This is a genomic window from Rhodobacter flavimaris (genome assembly GCF_021378075.1).
In the GTDB taxonomy this organism is placed as follows: Bacteria; Pseudomonadota; Alphaproteobacteria; order Rhodobacterales; family Rhodobacteraceae; genus Rhodobacter; species Rhodobacter flavimaris.
In genome coordinates, this window is record NZ_JAJUOS010000002.1 from 392,729 (window position 1) to 410,053 (window position 17,325).

General features: G+C 64.7%; 18 protein-coding genes and 1 tRNA gene. 5 read left to right on the forward strand and 14 right to left on the reverse strand.

What is annotated here, in order from left to right; all coding sequences use genetic code 11:
* Positions 1-76: 76 nt before the first annotated feature.
* Positions 77-1,825, reverse strand: a complete 1,749-nt coding sequence (gene capB, locus LZA78_RS04535) for a caprolactamase subunit beta (RefSeq protein ID WP_233675750.1) — start codon at positions 1,823-1,825, stop codon at positions 77-79.
* Between the two features lie 309 nt (positions 1,826-2,134).
* Here capB and LZA78_RS04540 point away from each other — a divergent pair, with 309 nt between their 5' ends.
* Positions 2,135-3,085, forward strand: coding sequence for an AraC-like ligand-binding domain-containing protein (locus LZA78_RS04540; RefSeq protein WP_233675751.1), 951 nt, complete (start codon positions 2,135-2,137; stop codon positions 3,083-3,085).
* A 33-nt stretch (positions 3,086-3,118) separates the two neighbouring features.
* Here the strand turns inward: LZA78_RS04540 and LZA78_RS04545 are convergent.
* Positions 3,119-3,195: transfer RNA gene (locus LZA78_RS04545), tRNA-His, on the reverse strand.
* 151 nt (positions 3,196-3,346) lie between these two features.
* On the opposite strand from LZA78_RS04545, the gene LZA78_RS04550 reads away from it, so the two are divergent.
* Positions 3,347-3,580, forward strand: a complete 234-nt coding sequence (locus LZA78_RS04550) for a DUF6324 family protein (protein WP_233675752.1) — start codon at positions 3,347-3,349, stop codon at positions 3,578-3,580.
* A gap of 3 nt (positions 3,581-3,583) precedes the next feature.
* On the opposite strand, the gene LZA78_RS04555 is transcribed toward LZA78_RS04550, so the two are convergent.
* From LZA78_RS04555 to LZA78_RS04590, 7 genes are all read right to left on the reverse strand, one after another.
* Complete coding sequence (locus tag LZA78_RS04555; protein ID WP_233675753.1) at positions 3,584-4,039, reverse strand: MmcB family DNA repair protein; 456 nt, start codon at positions 4,037-4,039, stop codon at positions 3,584-3,586.
* A 42-nt stretch (positions 4,040-4,081) separates the two neighbouring features.
* Positions 4,082-4,471, reverse strand: coding sequence for a diacylglycerol kinase (locus tag LZA78_RS04560; RefSeq protein ID WP_233675754.1), 390 nt, complete (start codon positions 4,469-4,471; stop codon positions 4,082-4,084).
* Between the two features lie 326 nt (positions 4,472-4,797).
* The gene (locus LZA78_RS04570) at positions 4,798-5,133 is read right to left on the reverse strand and encodes a hypothetical protein (protein WP_233675755.1); all 336 of its coding nucleotides are present in this window, start codon (positions 5,131-5,133) and stop codon (positions 4,798-4,800) included.
* Between the two features lie 139 nt (positions 5,134-5,272).
* Positions 5,273-5,776, reverse strand: coding sequence for a transcription antitermination factor NusB (nusB, locus tag LZA78_RS04575; RefSeq protein WP_233675756.1), 504 nt, complete (start codon positions 5,774-5,776; stop codon positions 5,273-5,275).
* Complete coding sequence (locus tag LZA78_RS04580; protein WP_233675757.1) at positions 5,773-6,324, reverse strand: 6,7-dimethyl-8-ribityllumazine synthase; 552 nt, start codon at positions 6,322-6,324, stop codon at positions 5,773-5,775. The genes nusB and LZA78_RS04580 overlap by 4 nt, the downstream gene beginning before the upstream one ends.
* A gap of 10 nt (positions 6,325-6,334) precedes the next feature.
* Positions 6,335-7,468, reverse strand: a complete 1,134-nt coding sequence (ribB, locus tag LZA78_RS04585; RefSeq protein ID WP_233675758.1) for a 3,4-dihydroxy-2-butanone-4-phosphate synthase — start codon at positions 7,466-7,468, stop codon at positions 6,335-6,337.
* Positions 7,465-8,055 carry a riboflavin synthase gene (locus tag LZA78_RS04590; RefSeq protein ID WP_233675759.1) on the reverse strand — a complete coding sequence of 197 codons (591 nt, stop codon included), beginning with the start codon at positions 8,053-8,055 and terminating at the stop codon, positions 7,465-7,467. Before LZA78_RS04590 ends, ribB begins: the two co-directional genes overlap by 4 nt.
* 189 nt (positions 8,056-8,244) lie before the next feature.
* On the opposite strand from LZA78_RS04590, the gene LZA78_RS04595 reads away from it, so the two are divergent.
* From LZA78_RS04595 to LZA78_RS04605, 3 genes are all read left to right on the forward strand, one after another.
* Positions 8,245-9,531, forward strand: coding sequence for a capsule polysaccharide biogenesis protein (locus tag LZA78_RS04595; RefSeq protein ID WP_233675760.1), 1,287 nt, complete (start codon positions 8,245-8,247; stop codon positions 9,529-9,531).
* A gap of 77 nt (positions 9,532-9,608) precedes the next feature.
* Entirely contained in the window at positions 9,609-10,739 is a 1,131-nt protein-coding gene (locus tag LZA78_RS04600; RefSeq protein ID WP_438811053.1) for a polysaccharide biosynthesis/export family protein, read from the forward strand.
* Positions 10,739-12,775, forward strand: a complete 2,037-nt coding sequence (locus tag LZA78_RS04605; protein ID WP_233675761.1) for a capsule polysaccharide biogenesis protein — start codon at positions 10,739-10,741, stop codon at positions 12,773-12,775. The genes LZA78_RS04600 and LZA78_RS04605 overlap by 1 nt, the downstream gene beginning before the upstream one ends.
* Here LZA78_RS04605 and ribD read toward each other — a convergent pair.
* From ribD to rpoD, 5 genes are all read right to left on the reverse strand, one after another.
* Positions 12,772-13,860, reverse strand: coding sequence for a bifunctional diaminohydroxyphosphoribosylaminopyrimidine deaminase/5-amino-6-(5-phosphoribosylamino)uracil reductase RibD (gene ribD, locus LZA78_RS04610; protein WP_368861011.1), 1,089 nt, complete (start codon positions 13,858-13,860; stop codon positions 12,772-12,774). The genes LZA78_RS04605 and ribD overlap by 4 nt on opposite strands.
* On the reverse strand, positions 13,857-14,324 hold the full coding sequence (gene nrdR / locus LZA78_RS04615; protein WP_233675762.1) for a transcriptional regulator NrdR: 468 nt from the start codon (positions 14,322-14,324) through the stop codon (positions 13,857-13,859). Before nrdR ends, ribD begins: the two co-directional genes overlap by 4 nt.
* A 142-nt stretch (positions 14,325-14,466) precedes the next feature.
* A complete protein-coding gene (locus tag LZA78_RS04620) occupies positions 14,467-14,883 on the reverse strand; it encodes a secondary thiamine-phosphate synthase enzyme YjbQ (protein ID WP_233675763.1) in 417 nt (138 codons plus the stop codon).
* The gene (locus tag LZA78_RS04625) at positions 14,883-15,203 is read right to left on the reverse strand and encodes a hypothetical protein (protein WP_233675764.1); all 321 of its coding nucleotides are present in this window, start codon (positions 15,201-15,203) and stop codon (positions 14,883-14,885) included. The genes LZA78_RS04620 and LZA78_RS04625 overlap by 1 nt, the downstream gene beginning before the upstream one ends.
* A gap of 118 nt (positions 15,204-15,321) precedes the next feature.
* Positions 15,322-17,307: an RNA polymerase sigma factor RpoD gene (gene rpoD / locus LZA78_RS04630; protein WP_233675765.1), complete on the reverse strand. Its 1,986-nt coding sequence runs from the start codon at positions 17,305-17,307 to the stop codon at positions 15,322-15,324.
* Positions 17,308-17,325: the final 18 nt, after the last annotated feature.

Below are 17,325 nucleotides of genomic sequence, written 5' to 3' on the forward strand. Positions count from 1 at the left end.
CCTTTCGGATGGCCGGGGTCATTCGGGGAGCGTCGCACCCCCCGGAAAGTCCGGTGATTTCAGTCAGATGAACGGATCAGGCGGCGCGCAGCTTGGCCGTAGCCTCGGTATCGACGCTCAGCGTGTCGCGGTCGGTGATGACGACGCCATAGTCCTGCCGGGCGCCTTCGAGGCTGACGAGACCGTTGCGCACATCCTCGACCACCTTCTGGATGTCACGCTCGAAGGGGTTGCCATAGCCGCCGCCGCCGGGGTTCTTGTTGGCCGCGCGCTCGCCGGGCTGGATCGTCTCGATGACGTTCTCGGTGATGATCTGCGTCTCGCCGTTTCGGGTCACCTCAAGCCGCCCGACCTTGGGCTGCACCATCGCTGATTTCGCCCCGGCCGCGCCCATCGCGGGAATGCGGCGGCCCTCGCCAAAGGTGATCAGCGTCATCGGACTGTCCAGGGGCTCGACCTCCCAGCAGGTGCCCGAGCCGCCACGGTTCTTGCCCGCCCCGCCCGAGTCTTCCATCAGCGAGTAGCGATGGATGATGATCGGGTAGCTGTGTTCGAGCATCTCGATATCGCCCGAGGTCAGCGCGCCGAAGCAGCACTCGGGTCCGCAGGCGTGCCAGCCGTCCTGGCTGGCCGTAGCCCCGGCGCCCGAGATGATCGAGGCCAGCACCATGGTCACGTATTCCTCGTCGTGCCGGTTGTCCCAGCCCGCGATGTTGCAGCCGTTGGCATGGCCCCAGCTGGCCGAGACCTTGGCGGGCGCGGCCTGTTCGAAGGCAAGGCGCACCGCATCGGTCAGGGTCTCCATCGGCGTAGTGGTGCAGTTCATGTGCGGCGCCGGCGACTTGGCGTTGCACAGCGTGCCCTTCGGCCCCATGTCGGTGCTGACGCAGCGGTACAGCCCCTCGTTATAGGGTGGCGGCAACTGAGCGAACATCATCAGCCCGAGATAGACGCCCGAGTGGCTGTTGCCCTCATAGCTGTTGATGAAATAGGGGATCTGCGGCGGGCTCACGATCTCGATATGGCAGCTGTCGCCGGTGATGGTGACGGTCGCCTTGATCTCGAAATCGCCAAAACCGTGGCCCGCGTCTTCGAGGATCGCGGTGCCGGTATAGGTGCCGTCGGGCACTTCCGAGATCAGCTTGCGCATATGCGCCTCGGCCATGTCGAGCAGCTCGGCGATGCAATCCTGCACGACATCCTTGCCGTATTTGTCCATCAGCCCCTTGAGGTTGCGCGCCCCCACCTGACAGGCGCCGATCAGCGCGTTGAAATCGCCTTCCTGATCGCGGCGGGCGCGCATGTTGGTCAGCAGAAGGTTCATCACGTCATGGCGCGGCTTGCCCTTGTCCCACAGCTTCACCGGGGGAATGCGCAGACCCTCGGCAAAAATCTCGGTCGCATTGGGGTTGTAGCCGGCGGGCACCGGGCCGCCGATATCGGTCAGGTGGCCCTTGCAGACGGTCCAGAACACCAACTCGCCCTCGTAGAAGACGGGCATATACATGCAGGTGTCGATGATATGGCTGCCGCCATAGGCCGGATCGTTATGCAGGATCAGGTCGCCCTCATTGATGTCGCCATCGAAGAACCCGGCCACCGATTTCATCGCCGGAATCAGCGAGCCGAGGTGAATCGGGATGTCCTGCCCCTGCAGGATCATCTCGGGCGTGTGGTTGAACAGCGCCGTCGAATAGTCATGCGCCAGGTTGAACACCGACGAGCGCGCCGTCTGCTCAAGGGTCAGCGTCATTTCGCGCTGCGTGGTTTCCAGCACGCCCCGCACCACCGACAGGGTGATCGGGTCCACATTACGTTTAGGCATTTGCATTCTCCCCGTTTGGGAAGCAGCCACGACGACAGGGGCGCCGAAACGGCGCTGTCGTTAGTCTCCCTGTTCACCGGGCCGCTTTCCGGCCTCTCAACATGACGATCAGCTTGCGGGGAAATCGTGCCGCGATCTTGCAGCGCCGTGCGGGATGATTTGCAATTCCGTGCAGTCCAGCGGGCGCATTTATCCCTGCGCGCATGAAACCTTGGCAATCCGCGCACAGGGACAAATCCGTCACGCAATTTTCTTGATATGCTGGGTGCCCACGGCTAGCGATTCTACAGGCGCTGAGGGAGAAGGCGCATGGAACTGACGGCACATAGCACGGCACAGATAGAACCGGCCCACCGATCCGCGCATTGGAATCGCGTGATCGCGGAGACCTATTTTCCCCTGCACCTGACCTTTCGCGATGCGGGTTCCTTCAGCGGTCTGCTGGAAAAGCGGCAGATGGGCCACGTGTCGCTATCGCGTCTGGTAACCGAGCCGCTGCAATATGAGCGCCGCCCCACTCACATCTCTTACGCCGATGACGAGGAATATCTGATCACCGTGCCGCGCCTCAGCCCGGTCGAGTTTCGCCAGCTTGGCCGCGAGGTGCGCTGCGATCCGGGCGGGTTCATCCTGGAACGCGGGGATGAGCCCTACCGATTTTCTTACGGCGCGCCGAATGAGCTTGGCGTGCTCAAGATCTCCAAGCGCGCGCTTTCTGAGAAGCTGCGCGACCCGGACAGGCTTTGCGCGCGGGTCTTTGACGCCAGCGAGGGGCTGCCTGCGCTTTTCACGCAGATGATGGCGCAGTTGCAGGCCCTGCCGGCGACCGAGGCGCGGGCCGCAGATATCCTTGGCCGTCAGTTGATCGAGGTGCTGGCACTCGCGCTTGACGATCAGATTGACCGCGACGAGGGCGTGCGCACCGCTGTCCGCGCGGGGCACCTGCGCCGCGCGGAACAGATCATCCGCCAGAACCTCTCCAATCCGAACCTCGCCCCCGATCTGGTGGCCGATGCCTGCGGCATCTCGAAGCGCTACCTGCACGAGCTGTTCAGCGACACCAACAAGACCGTCTCGCAGTTCATCCGGGATGAGCGCCTGATCGCCGCGCGCGACATGATCGGCTCGTCACTGCACGTGCCGATGGCCGAGATCGCCTATCGCTTCGGCTTCTCGGACCAGGCGCAATTCTCGCGGCTGTTTCGGGCGATGTTCGGGCAAACCCCATCTGATTGGCGGCGGAACGCGCGCAAGGCCTGATGGGCCATGACAATCGGGAGCTATGGGGAGAGATGGTACAGCCTCCCCGGCTCGAACGGGGGACCCCCAGATCCACAATCTGGTGCTCTAACCAACTGAGCTAAGGCTGCACTGCGGGCGGATTTAGCCTCAGTGACCGGGGATTGCAAGAGCCTGTGGACCAAAGCGCGCGCATTTTCCGCCCCAATGCTTCCGGCGATTTCCGTTGCGCCGCGGCCCCTTCAACGCTACCGAAGCTATTCAGAGAAAACGGAGGCCAGCATGGGTATCGACAGCGAAAGCGACGTCGCGGCGAATCTTCAGATCGGGCCGACCTCGATCGGGATGGTGCGGATCTATGTCGAGGGCGAGGGAATCGACCTGCCGCTGGATTTCGACCCCGAAGAGGCCGAGGAAATCGCCGAAGAGCTTCTGGCAGCCGCCGAGGCCGCGCGCGAGATCCTTTCAGGCGGCGCGAACACCTCGGGTGGCAAGCCCAAGAAGGGCAAGCGTTAAGGGCTAGATCAGCCCGGCGCGCGGCATGCCCGGATCAGTCCGCGCGTGCAGGCGCTGCGCCGCGACGCGCGCGAAATCAAGCATCAGAGATTTGCGCCGCGCGGGCGCCAAAGCCCGGTTCGGCGCCTCGCGCAACATTTCGGCGCCGTATCCGTCGGCGATGAACAGCCCCGTTTCGTCAGGCAGCAGATCCATCGGAAAGTCCCGGTCCACCGCCCAGAAATAGCGGTCGCACCAGTCGAGATAGCCCTCCCACTTGCGATCGGACATGAAATCCGCGCGACTGGACTTGCACTCGATGATCCAGACCTCGCCCTTGCGGCCAAGCGCCATCACATCGGCGCGCAGGCGCGGGCGCAGGGGCATCTCGGACACGCAGGCGAATCCCAGATCAAGTAGGCACCGGCTGGTGCCGCGCGCCAGAATCTGACCGGGGGTAAGGGCAGTCTCGGTGTTCATAGGTAAAATATGAACGAAGCGTGAACACAAGTCCAGCGCGGGCTATGTGCCGACGAATGCCTGCAAGAGCACCCAGGCCAGCAACGCACCATGCGCCACCAGCAGGCACATCACCGCAAGCGAGCCGAGATCCTTGGCGTCCCGCGCCGCCTCGGACCATTCGGGCGAGACGCGGTCTACCAGCGCCTCGATCGCGGTATTCAGCGCCTCGACCGCGACCAGCAGGCAAAACAGGATAACGAAGCCCAGGATCACCGCCGCCCCGGCCCCAAGCGCCAGATAGGCCGCGAGCAGCGCGACGAAGGCCAGCACCTCATGCCGGAAGGCAGACTCGCGCGACAGCCGCCGCAGACCGCTGGCCGAGTAGCGCGCAGCGGCAAAGAGATGGGCAAGCCCATGCTTGCGCGGGGGAATCCGATCTGGTGGGGTCATGGCGCCTCCGGGTCAGGGCGACGGTGCACGACCCGGCGCGGCAAGGCAAGCGCATGATGGCCCTTGTCGAGCGGCCAGCGCGCGCCTATCTGTGGGAGCGGCGGTTACTGCTCTTCTCGTGAACGGGGCCCTTTTCCAGTGGCCGATAAGCATTTCCGAGGGGGCTGGCTCTGCCGGGATCGTGGTCTCGGTATCTGGCTCCCACCTGATTTATTCAGGCTCTCGGGAAATTCACGCCCCCACGGTCGCTGCGGTTTCCGCCACCTTCCCTCAGCGCAAAGAAAAAGCCCCCCGAAACCGGAGGGCCTTGCATCTTGTCGGCTGAATCAGCGCGGCATCTTGCGGCGCTGCACCGGGGCCTCGACCCGCACGGGCACCATCTGCGCCGAGGCATCGACCGCAGGGATCGCATCGCGCTTGCCGCCGCCGGGGGTATCGTCGTCATGCGCCATGCGCATGATGCTGATCGCGAATTGCACGCCCGAGAAGACGACCGTGTTGAACACCACCAGAAGCGCCACCGCGATATAGCCGATGTCCGAGCTGGAGATCAGGTGCCACAGGTTCGCGACGTTGAACCACAGCAGAAGTCCGACGAAGGCCACCGAAAGGCCGAGACCGGCGATGACGTTGCGAATGTAAAGCCGAACGAGTTCAGGCATGGCGACTCCCCTTCCATTGCCTCCAATGTAGCGCAGGATTCGCAGAATCAAACGGGCTATCTCGCCGCAGGGCGGCGTCGCGGCGGAATTCGGCGTGAAAATACCGCCACTTGCCCAACGGTTTGGCAGAGTTAGAGGCTCAGAACGCCTCGGGGCGGAACTCGTGGGCCATGTGGTCAAGCACGGCATTGACGAATTTCGGCTCTTTCCCGTCGGGGAAGAAGGCCCGCGCGACATCCACGAACTCGGTGATGACCACCTTGGGCGGGGTGCCGGGGTTCAGAAGCTCGGCGCCCGCCGCACGAAACAGCGCGCGCAGAACCGGGTCGATCCGGTCGATCGGCCATTTCGCCACCAGCGCACGATCCGTCGCCTGGTCGATCTTGGCCTGCCAGACGACCGCGTCGTCCATCAGGCGGCGGAAAAGCTTGCTGTCGCCCTCGGCCAGCTCATCGCCGCCGTCTTCCAGCGCGGTGCCGAACCGGAAGGACTCGAATTCGCGCACGACGCGGTCCACCCCCTGCCCCGAGGCTTCCATCTGAAACAGCGCCTGCACCGCATAAAGTCGGGCGGCGGATTTCATCTGGCGCTTTTCTTCAAGCGTGCGCTTCTTCGGCGTTTCGGGGGCGGTGTCGTCGGTCATGCTTGGCTCGGTCCTTCGGTCTCGCCGGCGATGCGGAACGACTCACCCTGCGGGCGGAATCCGATCCCTTTCGTCCGGCCCGCCCATTTGCGCGATAGCGCGACAAGATGCAAGGCCGCAGCGGCAGCGCCGCCGCCCTTGTTCTGGTCGGCCGGATCGGCGCGGACCTCGGCCTGCTTGCGGTTCTCGACCGTCAGGATGCCATTGCCGATGCACACGCCCTGCAGGCCCAGCAGGGTCAACCCGCGCGAGCTGTCATTGCAGACGGTGTCGTAATGCGTGGTCTCGCCCCGGATCACGCAGCCAAGCGCGACGTAGCCGTCATAGTCGGCCATGCGCGAGGCCATCCCGATAGCGGTGGGCACCTCGAGCGCGCCGGGCACCTCGATCAGATCGACGCTAGCGCCGGCTTCAGCGGCAACGGCTTTTGCTCCGGAGATCAGGTTGTCGGCAATATCCTTGTAGTAAGGCGCCACGACGATCAGCAAACGCACCGGCTTGTCAAAGCTAGGCATCGGCGGGGTGTAGTGCAACTCGTGTCCGGCCATGATCGTCTCCTCAGTATCCGCGCGTGCCCGCGATTTCGAGCCCGTAGCCCTCAAGCCCGACCACCTTCGGCAGGCCCGAATTCGTCAGCAGGACCAGTTTCGACAGCCCAAGTGCCGACAGGATCTGTGCACCAAGTCCGTATTGGCGTAGCGTCTGCGGCGAGGCCTCGCCCGGACGCGACATCTTCATCGAGGTCTCGCGCAGCAGCACGACAACGCCGCGCCCCTCGTCCGCGATGGCCTGCATCGCGCGGCCCATCTCGCCCTGCTTGGCGGGGTTGAGGCCCAGCACATCGACCATCGGGTCAAGCGCATGCATCCGCACAAGAACCGGCTCGGCGGTCGAGATGTCGCCCTTGGTAAGCACGATATGCTCGGCGCCCTCGGTCTCGTCGCTGAAGATGCGCATCGACCAGTCACCGCCGTAAAGCGAATGCACCGGGCTTTGCGAGGTTTCGCGCACCAGATTGTCGTAACGGCGGCGGTAAGCGATCAGGTCCGAGATCGTGCCGATCTTCAGGCCATGTTTCTGCGCAAACCCGATCAGGTCGGGCAGGCGCGCCATCGAGCCGTCCTCGTTCATGATCTCGCAGATCACGCCGGCGGGGTTCAGCCCGGCGAGACGAGAAATATCGACCGCGGCCTCGGTATGGCCGGCGCGCACCAGCACGCCGCCCTCGCGGGCGCGCAGCGGGAAGACGTGGCCCGGGGTCGCAATGTCGGCCTGGCCCTTGCTGGCGTCGATGGCCACGGCAATCGTGCGTGCGCGGTCATGCGCCGAGATGCCGGTCGAGACCCCCTCGCGCGCCTCGATCGAGACGGTGAAGGCGGTTTCGTGGCGGCTCGAGTTCGACGACGACATCAGCGACAGGCCAAGCGCGTCAATCCGCGAGCCGGGCATGGCGAGGCAAATCAGCCCGCGCCCGTGCATCGCCATGAAGTTGATCGCGTTGGGCGTCGCCATCTGCGCGGGGATCACCAGATCGCCCTCGTTCTCGCGGTCCTCGTGATCGACCAGGATAAACATCTTGCCGTTGCGGGCGTCCTCGATGATCTCCTCGACCGATGAGATCATGCTCGAATAGCTCTGCTCGACCGGGCCGGGCGTTTCATGGTTGCCGGACTTGTTCACCGGTTGGGTCATGCGTTCCACTCCTGCAGCCGGGCGACATAGCGCGCCAGCGTGTCGATTTCGAGATTGATCCGGTCGCCGGTCTGCGCCTGCCCCCAGGTCGTCACCGCCTTGGTATGCGGAATGATGTTCACGCCGAAGTCGCAGCCCGACACCTCGTTGACCGTCAGCGACGTGCCGTTCAGCGCCACCGATCCTTTGGGCGCAATGAACTTGGCCAGTGCCTCGGGGGCGCGGAAGGTGAAGCGAGTCGAGTCGCCCTCATCGTGCATCGCCACGATCTGCGCCACGCCATCGACATGGCCCGAGACGATATGGCCACCAAGCTCGTCGCCCACTTTCAGCGCGCGCTCGAGGTTGAGCACTCCGCCCACGCGCCAGTCGCCGATATTGGTCTTCGACACGCTCTCGGCCGAGATCTGCACGTCGAACCAGTCGGCGCCCTTCTCGATCACGGTCAGGCACACGCCGTTGCAGGCGATGGACGCGCCGATATCAACGCCACCCATGTCATAGTGGCAGCCGATCCGCACGCGCAGGTCGCCCGCCTGTTCGAGCGCCCGAACCTCGCCCAAATCGGTAATGATCCCGGTGAACATGGCTCACTCCCCTTGCTTTGCCCCTGCCTAGCCCGCGCCGCCCCCCCACGCAAGACCCGCACCGCGCCGTCACACGCGCCGCATTGCACATATGCTGCGCGGATGAACCGGCAAGACAGGCGCGCGGGCGAAAATCCGTGACAGGCGGGGCGAATTCCACCACAGAAGCCTACGAACCCTGAGAGACCGATGAACCGTTACAACACCCGCCATTTCCTGCTGCTGCAAGGGCCGCATGGCCCGTTCTTCTGGCAATTGGGGCGGATGCTGCGCAGCGCGGGCGCCTCGGTCTGGCGCGTCGGCTTCAATCAGGGGGACGAGGCCTTCTGGCGCGACCCGGCGACGCTGATCCGCTTTCAGGGCGGGCCCGAGGACTGGCCCGCCCGAATCCGCGACCTGCTGGCCGAGAAACGCATCACCGATCTGGTGCTTTACGGCGACACGCGGCCGATTCACGCGCAGGCCATCGCCGCCGCCCGCGCAGCGGGCATCACCGTGCATGTCTTCGAAGAGGGCTACCTGCGCCCCTACTGGGTCACTTATGAACGCGGCGGCTCGAACGGGCATTCGCGCCTGATGCAGATGGGCGTAGCCGAGATGCGCACGGCCCTTGCACAAAGCCAGATCGACTGGCCCGACGCCCCCGCGCATTGGGGCGACATGCGCCAGCACATCTTTTATGGCGCGCTTTATCATTTCTTTGTCATGGCGCTGAACGGGCGTTACCGCAACTTCCGTCCGCACCGCGCGATCACCGTCCGGCAGGAGTTCCACCTCTACCTGCGGCGCCTTCTTCTGTTGCCGCTGCACCGGATCGAGCGTTGGATCGCCACGGCGCGCATCCGTTGGGGCGGTTTTCCCTACCACCTCGTGCTGCTGCAACTGGAACACGACGCCAGCTTCCGCGCGCATTCGCCCTTCGCCTCGCAGACCGAGTTCATCGAGTTGGTCGTCAGGGGCTTTGCCGAGGGCGCCCCGCCGCATCATCACCTTGTCTTCAAGGCCCACCCGCTGGAAGACGGGCGCGCGCCGGTGGCTGAGGCGATCCGAATGGCCGCGGCCAAGCACGGCCTTGTCGGGCGCATCCACTTCGTGCGCGGCGGCAAGCTTGCGCGGCTGCTGTCGCAGGCGCGCTCAGCGGTTACGGTGAACTCGACTGCCGCGCAGCAGGCGCTCTGGCGCGGGTTGCCGGTCCGCGCCTTTGGCCGCGCGGTGTTCGACAAGCAAGAGTTCGTCTCGACCCAACCCCTGCCCGAGTTCTTCGCCGCCCCAGCCCGCCCGGACAGCCGCGCCTATCGCGATTACCGCCACTACCTGCTTGAAACGAGTCAGGTGCCCGGCGGCTTCTACTCGGCGCGCGGGCGTCGCGTTCTGTTGCGCCAGGTGGTGGATATGATCCTTGCCCCGCAAGATCCCTATGACTCGCTCAGCAACGGGATTGCGGCGCCAAGACAACAATTGCGGGTTGTAAAATGAAGGTGCTGGTTTTTGCATCCCCCACCCGCTAGGTTGACCTCAATTTGAGAAAAGCCCCTCGCAAAGGAGCCCGAGCAGTGCCTCTGTCTTTCAGCCGCAAGGCCCTTACGGCCACCCTTTCGGTTGCCCTCCTGACCACCGCGGCATGCAGCCTGCCCCGCTCGGGCCCGAAGAAGGACGAGATCCTCTCGGCCTCTGCGCTTGCGGAAAGCAACGCCTTCGTTGTCCCGATGAGCGAAAGCGTCGTGCGCGCCACCACGGTCGCATCGCAAACCGGCTTTTCCGCGGCCTTCCGCAATGCGGGGCTGATGGGGTCGGACACGATCAGCCCGGGCGATACGCTCAACCTCGCGATCTGGGAGAATGTCGATGACGGGCTGCTGGCACAAAAAGGGCTGAGCGCGACCGAGCTTGCGGGCCTGCAAGTCGATGGCACCGGGCAGATCTTCGTGCCCTATGCCGGGCGCATTCAGGCCGCAGGAAACTCGCCCGACGAGCTGCGCCGCATTATCACCGAGAAGCTGGCGACCCAGACCCCCGACCCGCAGGTTTCGGTCACCCGCGTCGCGGGCGACGGCGCCACGGTCTCGATCATGGGCGCGATCGGCGGTCAGGGCGTCTACCCGCTTGAGCGGCCTACCCGCACGCTGGCCACGATGCTTGCGAAGGCGGGCGGCGTTTCGGCCAAGCCCGAGGTTACCAAGATCACCGTCAAGCGCGGCAAGGATACGGGCTCGATCTGGCTGCGCGACCTTTACGCCAACCCGCAGCTTGATATCGCGCTGCGGCCCGGCGACGTGATCCTGATCGAGGAAGACCGGCGCGCGTTCATCTCGCTCGGGGCGCTTGGCCAGCAGGCGCGCGTGCCCTTCCAGGTGCCCGAGATGTCGGCGCTCGACGCGGTCGCCTCGGTCGGCGGCCTGCAATCGGGCCTTGCCGATCCCACCGGCATCTTCGTCTTCCGCGATGAAAGCGCCCCGGTTGCCGGGCAGATCCTTGGCCGCGCCGATCTGGTCGGCGATCAGCGTATGATCTACGTGCTCGACCTGACTGCACCCGAGGGGATCTTCCTCGCCCGTGAATTCGACATCCGCGACGGCGACACGGTCTATGTGACCGAGGCCCCCTATGTGCAGTGGCAAAAGACGCTGTCGGCCCTGACCGGCTCGGTCAGCACGGCCAATTCTCTCAGTTCTCTCGCGAACTGATGGCGGGGCAGGCCCCAAACGAGGCCGCCGGAGCACTGTCCCGGCAGCTTTACTTTTACAACGCCGGCTTCGCGCTCCAACCCCGACTGCGAGATATCCTGCGCGCCGCCGGGTGGGAGTTGCGCCTTGGCCGCCCCGGCCCTGCGGATCGCGTCGTGGTCTGGGGGCATTCGCCCTACGCCGCGCGGGGCGAGGCCGTGGCCGCGCGCCATGGTGTCGGCATCGTGCGGCTCGAGGACGCCTTCCTGCGCTCGGTCCGGCCCGGACGCGCGGGCGGCGGCGGGCCGCTTGGCCTGCTGATCGACACCGATGGGGTGCATTTCGACAGCAGCCACCCCTCGATGCTCGAGCGTATCCTCGCGCGCGACCCGTTGGACGATGGCGCAATCCTGCAACGCGGGCGCGACGGCATGGCGCGCCTGAAACAGTCCGAACTGTCGAAATACAACGATTTCGACGTGGACCTGCCCGCCCCGGCTCCAGGCTATGTGCTGGTGATCGACCAGACCGCCGACGATGCCTCGATCCGCTATGGCGGCGCGAATGCCGCAACCTTCCGCGAGATGCTCGCCGTGGCGCAGATCGAGAACCCCGGCGCGCGCATCTATATCAAGCGCCACCCCGAGACGCTCTCCGGGCACCGCCCCGGTCATTATTCCCAAGCGAATTGCGATGCCCGCACCCAGCTTCTGGATGCGCCGATCTCGCCTTGGAAGCTGCTCGACGGGGCCATCGCGGTCTATACCGTCTCATCGCAGATGGGGTTCGAGGCGATCCTGGCCGGGCACCGCCCGCGCATCTTCGGACAGCCGTTCTACTCCGGCTGGGGCCTCACGCAGGACGAAAACCCCGTTCCGCGCCGCAGCCGCAGCCTGACGCGCGCGCAACTGTTCGCCGCCAGCCACATCCTTGCGCCAACCTGGTATGACCCTTGCCGCAAACGCCTGTGCAGTTTCGAAGAGGCGCTCGATCAGCTTGAGGCCGAGGTCCGCGCCTATCGCGAGGACCGCTTGGGCCATGTGGCCAGCGGAATGCGCCTTTGGAAGCGCCGCCACCTGCAAGACTTCTTTGGCAGCGAGCAGGCTTTGCGCTTCGTCACCGATCCACAAAAGGCGGCGGCCCACGTGGAAGCCTCGGGCCGGAACCTCTTGATCTGGGCAAGCAAGGAACCCGCAGATCTTTCCACCCCCGCCCTTCGGGTCGAGGACGGGTTCCTGCGTTCGCGCGGGCTTGGCGCGGCGCTGGTGCCGCCCTTGTCGCTGGTGACAGATCGACAAGGCATCTATTACGACCCGACGCGCCCCTCGGATCTGGAGGCCCTGATCGCCTCCGAATCTCCGCCCGGAGGGCGTTTGCGGACCGAGCGGCTGATCGCCCGCATTCGTCGCGCGAACTTGTCGAAATACAACATCGGCGAACCGGTCGCTGACCTTCCTCCGGGGTCCCGCATTCTGGTTGTCGGACAGGTCGAGGATGATGCTTCGATCCGCCTTGGCGCGGGCACGATTTGCACTAATCTTGCGCTTCTGGAACTCTGCCGGGCCAAAAACCCGGGAAAGATTATCCTTTTCAAACCTCACCCAGATGTCGAGGCCGGCCTGCGCCCTGGCGCCGTTCCGGAGAACGCCGCCCTACAGTTCGCGGATCGCATCTTGCACAATTGCGATACCGGAATGTTGTTGGATGCCGTCGATGAGGTCTGGACGATGACCTCGCTTCTCGGTTTCGAGGCCCTGTTGCGTGGCATCCCCGTGACCTGCACGGGCGCGCCCTTCTATGCCGGGTGGGGCCTGACGCGCGATCTGGGGGAGGTTCCCGCGCGGCGAAAGGCCCGCCCCGACCTTCTGCAACTCGCCCACGCCGCGCTAATCGCCTACCCGCGCTACCGCGATCCGATTTCGGGCCAGCCCTGCCCGCCCGAGGTGATCGTCGATCGGCTTGAGGCTGGCGCTCTGCCACGACACGGCCTAGGCAATCGCATACTGGCAAAAGCGCAAGGCCTTCTGGCCAGCTATGCGTATCTCTGGCGCCGCTAGCGCCGCCAGCGGTGCATCACGTCGCAGCCGACCCGCGTCACCTCGACCAGATCGAAGCGCGGCGCATTGGTCAGGCGATCCAGTACCAAAGCCCCCAAGGCAGGCCGCGCATCGGCGCCAAGGCCTACACCGGCGGTAAAACCGATCAGCTCATCAACCATCCCGGCGCGCATAAGCGATGCGGCAAACTGGCCGCCGCCCTCGCAAAAGACACGGGTCAGCCCGCGCGCGCCAAGCGCCTGAAGTAGCGGGGCCGCCTGAAGCCCCCCGGCATCGCAGGGCAGTTCGATCAGCTCCGCGCCCAGATCCTGCCAAAACCGCCGCGCCTCTTGCGGCGCCTCTGCACCATGCGCCAGCCAGAGCGGCGCCTGATCCAGCGATCCGGCCAGCCGCCCGCGCGGCAGATCGAGCCGGGCGGAAGCGACCACTCGCACAGGTTGGCGCAGGGGCCGAAAGCCGCGCACCGTCAGAAGGGGATCATCCGCCCGTGCCGTGCCGCCGCCCACCAGAACCGCATCGAACTTCGCCCGCAGCGCATGGACGCGCGCGCGCGCCTCGGGGCCCGTGATCCATTGGCTTTCACCATTCGCAAGCGCGATGCGCCCGTCAAAACTGGAGGCGAGTTTAAGTGCCACCCAAGGCCGACCGCGCTCGATCCGGCTCAGGAACCCCGCCTGAAGAGCGCGCGCCTCGGCCTCCAGAACCCCTTCGTCAACCAAGACCCCGGCCGCGCGCAGCATCGCATGGCCCCGGCCCGCGACACGAGGATCTGGGTCCGTCATCGCACTGACCACACGCGCAACACCCGCCGCGACCAGCCCTTCGGCGCAGGGCGGCGTTTTGCCGTGATGGGCGCAGGGTTCGAGTGTGACATAAGCGGTTGCGCCGCGCGCAGCCGCGCCTGCCTGATCCAGCGCGCGCCGCTCGGCATGGGGGCGCCCGCCCGGCTGGGTCCAACCGCGCCCGACGATCCGCCCCTGATTGACGATCACGCAGCCCACAGCCGGGTTTGGCCAGACATTCCCCAGACCCCGTGCCGCCAAGGACAGCGCGAGGCGCATGAACCGCGCGTCAGCCTCGTTCACTCGGCCTCCCCCGAGCCCGGGCGAAGCTCAGAGACGAACTTGTCGAAATCATCGGCGGCCTGGAAGTTCTTGTAAACGCTGGCAAACCGCACATAGGCGACGGTATCGATCCGGGCCAGCGTTTCCATCACGATCTCACCGATCACCTTGGAGGGGATGTCGGTCTCGCCAAGGCTCTCAAGCCGCCGCACGATCCCCGAGATCATCTGGTCGATGCGTTCGGGTTCGATAGGGCGTTTCTGCATCGAAATCCGGATCGAGCGTTCGAGCTTGTCGCGATCGAAATCCTCGCGCTTGCCGGAGGTCTTGATCACCACAAGGTCACGCAGCTGCACCCGCTCATAGGTGGTGAAGCGCCCGCCGCAAGCCGGGCAGAACCGTCGCCGCCGAATTGCGACGTGATCCTCTGCCGGGCGGCTATCCTTCACCTGGGTGTCGACATTACCGCAAAACGGGCAGCGCATCGCTTCCCCCTCCGTTCTGTTTCCGCCTTATCTTGGGGTCTGATGCCCCTCTTATCCACAGGACTATAGGAGCGCACCGAGAGTTTGGGTAGCCAAAATCGCGGGCCACCAAATGCGGTGGGCAAGGTGTGGCGCGCCGGACTCAGCGCAAGAGCGCCACGACCTCGCGCCGGTGCGGAGCGCGGCGATGTTCGAAAAGGTATATTCCCTGCCAGGTTCCAAGCGCCATGTGCCCGGAAATCACCGGAATCTGCAAGCTGACCGGAAGCAGCGCGGCCTTGATATGCGCCGGCATATCATCCGGACCTTCGTAGGTATGGGTCAGGTAGGCCATCTCCGGCCGATCCGAGGGCGGCACCAGCCGGTGGAAGAACTCGGCCATATCGGTACGCACTTCGGGGTCGGCATTTTCCTGGATCAGCAGGCTGGCCGAGGTATGCCGGACAAAGAGCGTCAGCAGCGCCTCGCCCTCGGTCACCTTGCCGACCCAGTCGCGCACATCGCGCGTGAACTCATAAAGCCCCGGACCGCGCGTCGCGATCTGGAAAAGCGTGTGCATCACATGCCCGGCTTGAACGGAGCGGCCTGCGCGCGGTCCTTGACATAGGTCGCCAGGCACTCAGGGTTGATCTCCATGATCTTGCGTTCCTTGGCCACGGCCGCATCGACCGCCGCCGCCGAAAGACCCGTCAGGCGCTGCCCGAGCGGCGTGCGCGAGCCATCGCCCACCCCGGTCGCCAGGGCAAAGGTGCCGCCCTCTTCGGCGCTTACGACCGCAAAGCAGGTGCCCGCCTGATCCATCCGCGCCTGACCAGGCTGCGACGCGCCCTCGACGCAGGCGGAAAGCAGGAAGGGAATAAGCAATAAAAGGCGGGCCATGGCAAATCTCCGTCGGAATTTCAGCGAGGTTAGCAAGCCGGACATGGCGACGAAAGGGCGGCGCTTCTCTGCGCCCTAGGCCAGCAAAAGAAAACGCCCCCTTTCGGGGGCGCCTTTATCACTGATCCAGGAAGCTGCGCAGCTTGCGGCTTCGGCTGGGGTGTTTGAGCTTGCGCAGCGCCTTCGCCTCGATCTGACGGATACGTTCGCGGGTAACCGAGAACTGCTGGCCAACCTCTTCCAGCGTGTGGTCGGTGTTCATGCCGATGCCGAAGCGCATCCGCAACACGCGCTCTTCGCGCGGGGTCAGCGAGGCCAGCACGCGGGTCGTCGTTTCCTTCAGGTTTTCCTGAATGGCGCTGTCGAGCGGCAGGATCGCGTTCTTGTCCTCGATGAAATCGCCCAGCTGGCTGTCTTCCTCGTCCCCGATCGGGGTTTCGAGCGAGATCGGCTCCTTGGCGATCTTCATCACCTTGCGCACCTTCTCGAGCGGCATTTGCAGCTTTTCGGCCAGTTCTTCCGGCGTCGGCTCGCGGCCGATTTCGTGCAGCATCTGGCGGCCGGTGCGGACCAGCTTGTTGATCGTCTCGATCATATGCACCGGGATACGGATGGTGCGCGCCTGATCGGCGATCGAGCGGGTGATCGCCTGACGGATCCACCAGGTGGCGTAGGTCGAGAACTTGTAGCCGCGGCGGTATTCGAACTTGTCCACCGCCTTCATCAGACCGATGTTGCCTTCCTGAATAAGATCAAGGAATTGCAGACCGCGGTTGGTGTATTTCTTGGCGATCGAGATGACCAGGCGCAGGTTCGCCTCGACCATTTCCTTCTTGGCCTGACGGGCTTCTTTCTCGCCCTTCTGGACCTGGTTCACGATGCGGCGGAATTCCGAGATATCGACGCCGACATACTGGCCGACCTGCGCCATTTCGTTGCGCAGATCCTCGACCTTGTCGGTCGATTTCTCGAACAGCATCTGCCAGCCGCGCCCGCCCTTTTCGATCATGCGATCGGCCCAGGTCGGGTCCAGCTCATAGCCGCGATACTCGTCGATGAACTCGCGGCGGTTGATGCGGGCGGCATCGGCCAGCTTCACCATGGCCGAGTCGATCGACATGATCTTGCGGTTTATCCCGTAAAGCTGGTCGATCAGCGCCTCGATACGGTTGTTGTGCAGATGAAGCTCGTTCACCAGCAGCACGATCTCCGAGCGCAGCTTCTGATAGGCGGCCTCTTCGGAAACCGAGAAGGTGCCGTCCTCGTTCAGCGTCGCCGACATCCGCAGATCCTGCATCTCGGCCAGCGTGGCATAGTCGCGCGCGATGATTTCCAGCGTCTCAAGCACCTTGGGCTTGAGCGCGGCTTCCATCGCCGCAAGGCTCATGTTCGAGCCCTCGTCGTCCTCATCGTCGTCATCCGAGCGGATCGGGTTGCCGTCGGCGTCCAACTCCGGCTCGTCCGAGGATTGCTTGGGCTGCGCCGAACCCGACTCCAGCCCGTCCACGACCGGCTCTTCCATGTCGTCATCGTCATCGAGCGAGCGGCCAAAGGTCGTCTCAAGGTCGATCACGTCGCGCAGCAGGATGTCTTCGTTCAGAAGTTCGTCGCGCCAGATGGTGATCGCCTGGAAGGTCAGCGGGCTCTCGCAAAGCCCCGCGATCATCGTGTTGCGGCCGGCCTCGATGCGCTTGGCAATGGCGATTTCGCCCTCGCGCGACAGCAGTTCAACCGAGCCCATCTCGCGCAGATACATGCGCACCGGGTCGTCGGTGCGGTCGAGCGTCTCGGAAGCGGTGGTCGCAACGGCAACCTCGCGCGAGCCCGAGCTGGTCTCGACGACGGCACCGCCTTCGCTCTCGTCGGCCTCTTCGGCCTCGATCACGTTGATGCCCATTTCCGAGAGCATCGACATCACATCCTCGATCTGATCGCCCGAGACCTGATCGGGGGGCATCACCGCGTTCAGCTGATCGTAGGTGATGTAGCCACGTTCCCGCGCCTCGGCGATCATCCGCTTCACGGCGGCCTTCGACATGTCGAAGGAGGTATCGTCGTCGTTCGCGGTTTCGGGCTTGTTTTCGTCGATGTCTTTTGCGGCCATGGGGACTCCTCGGTCGAA

Bases quoted from the DNA above. Each gene is read 5' to 3' on its own strand.
- rpoD (WP_233675765.1), bottom strand. From the start codon at position 17,307: ATGGCCGCAAAAGACATCGACGAAAACAAGCCCGAAACCGCGAACGAC.
- nusB (WP_233675756.1), bottom strand. From the start codon at position 5,776: ATGACCGACGACACCGCCCCCGAAACGCCGAAGAAGCGCACGCTTGAA.
- LZA78_RS04550 (WP_233675752.1), top strand. From the start codon at position 3,347: ATGGGTATCGACAGCGAAAGCGACGTCGCGGCGAATCTTCAGATCGGG.
- LZA78_RS04540 (WP_233675751.1), top strand. From the start codon at position 2,135: ATGGAACTGACGGCACATAGCACGGCACAGATAGAACCGGCCCACCGA.
- nrdR (WP_233675762.1), bottom strand. From the start codon at position 14,324: ATGCGCTGCCCGTTTTGCGGTAATGTCGACACCCAGGTGAAGGATAGC.
- LZA78_RS04605 (WP_233675761.1), top strand. From the start codon at position 10,739: ATGGCGGGGCAGGCCCCAAACGAGGCCGCCGGAGCACTGTCCCGGCAG.
- LZA78_RS04580 (WP_233675757.1), bottom strand. From the start codon at position 6,324: ATGGCCGGACACGAGTTGCACTACACCCCGCCGATGCCTAGCTTTGAC.
- ribB (WP_233675758.1), bottom strand. From the start codon at position 7,468: ATGACCCAACCGGTGAACAAGTCCGGCAACCATGAAACGCCCGGCCCG.
- LZA78_RS04590 (WP_233675759.1), bottom strand. From the start codon at position 8,055: ATGTTCACCGGGATCATTACCGATTTGGGCGAGGTTCGGGCGCTCGAA.
- LZA78_RS04560 (WP_233675754.1), bottom strand. From the start codon at position 4,471: ATGACCCCACCAGATCGGATTCCCCCGCGCAAGCATGGGCTTGCCCAT.
- LZA78_RS04595 (WP_233675760.1), top strand. From the start codon at position 8,245: ATGAACCGTTACAACACCCGCCATTTCCTGCTGCTGCAAGGGCCGCAT.
- capB (WP_233675750.1), bottom strand. From the start codon at position 1,825: ATGCCTAAACGTAATGTGGACCCGATCACCCTGTCGGTGGTGCGGGGC.
- LZA78_RS04555 (WP_233675753.1), bottom strand. From the start codon at position 4,039: ATGAACACCGAGACTGCCCTTACCCCCGGTCAGATTCTGGCGCGCGGC.
- LZA78_RS04570 (WP_233675755.1), bottom strand. From the start codon at position 5,133: ATGCCTGAACTCGTTCGGCTTTACATTCGCAACGTCATCGCCGGTCTC.
- LZA78_RS04620 (WP_233675763.1), bottom strand. From the start codon at position 14,883: ATGCACACGCTTTTCCAGATCGCGACGCGCGGTCCGGGGCTTTATGAG.
- LZA78_RS04625 (WP_233675764.1), bottom strand. From the start codon at position 15,203: ATGGCCCGCCTTTTATTGCTTATTCCCTTCCTGCTTTCCGCCTGCGTC.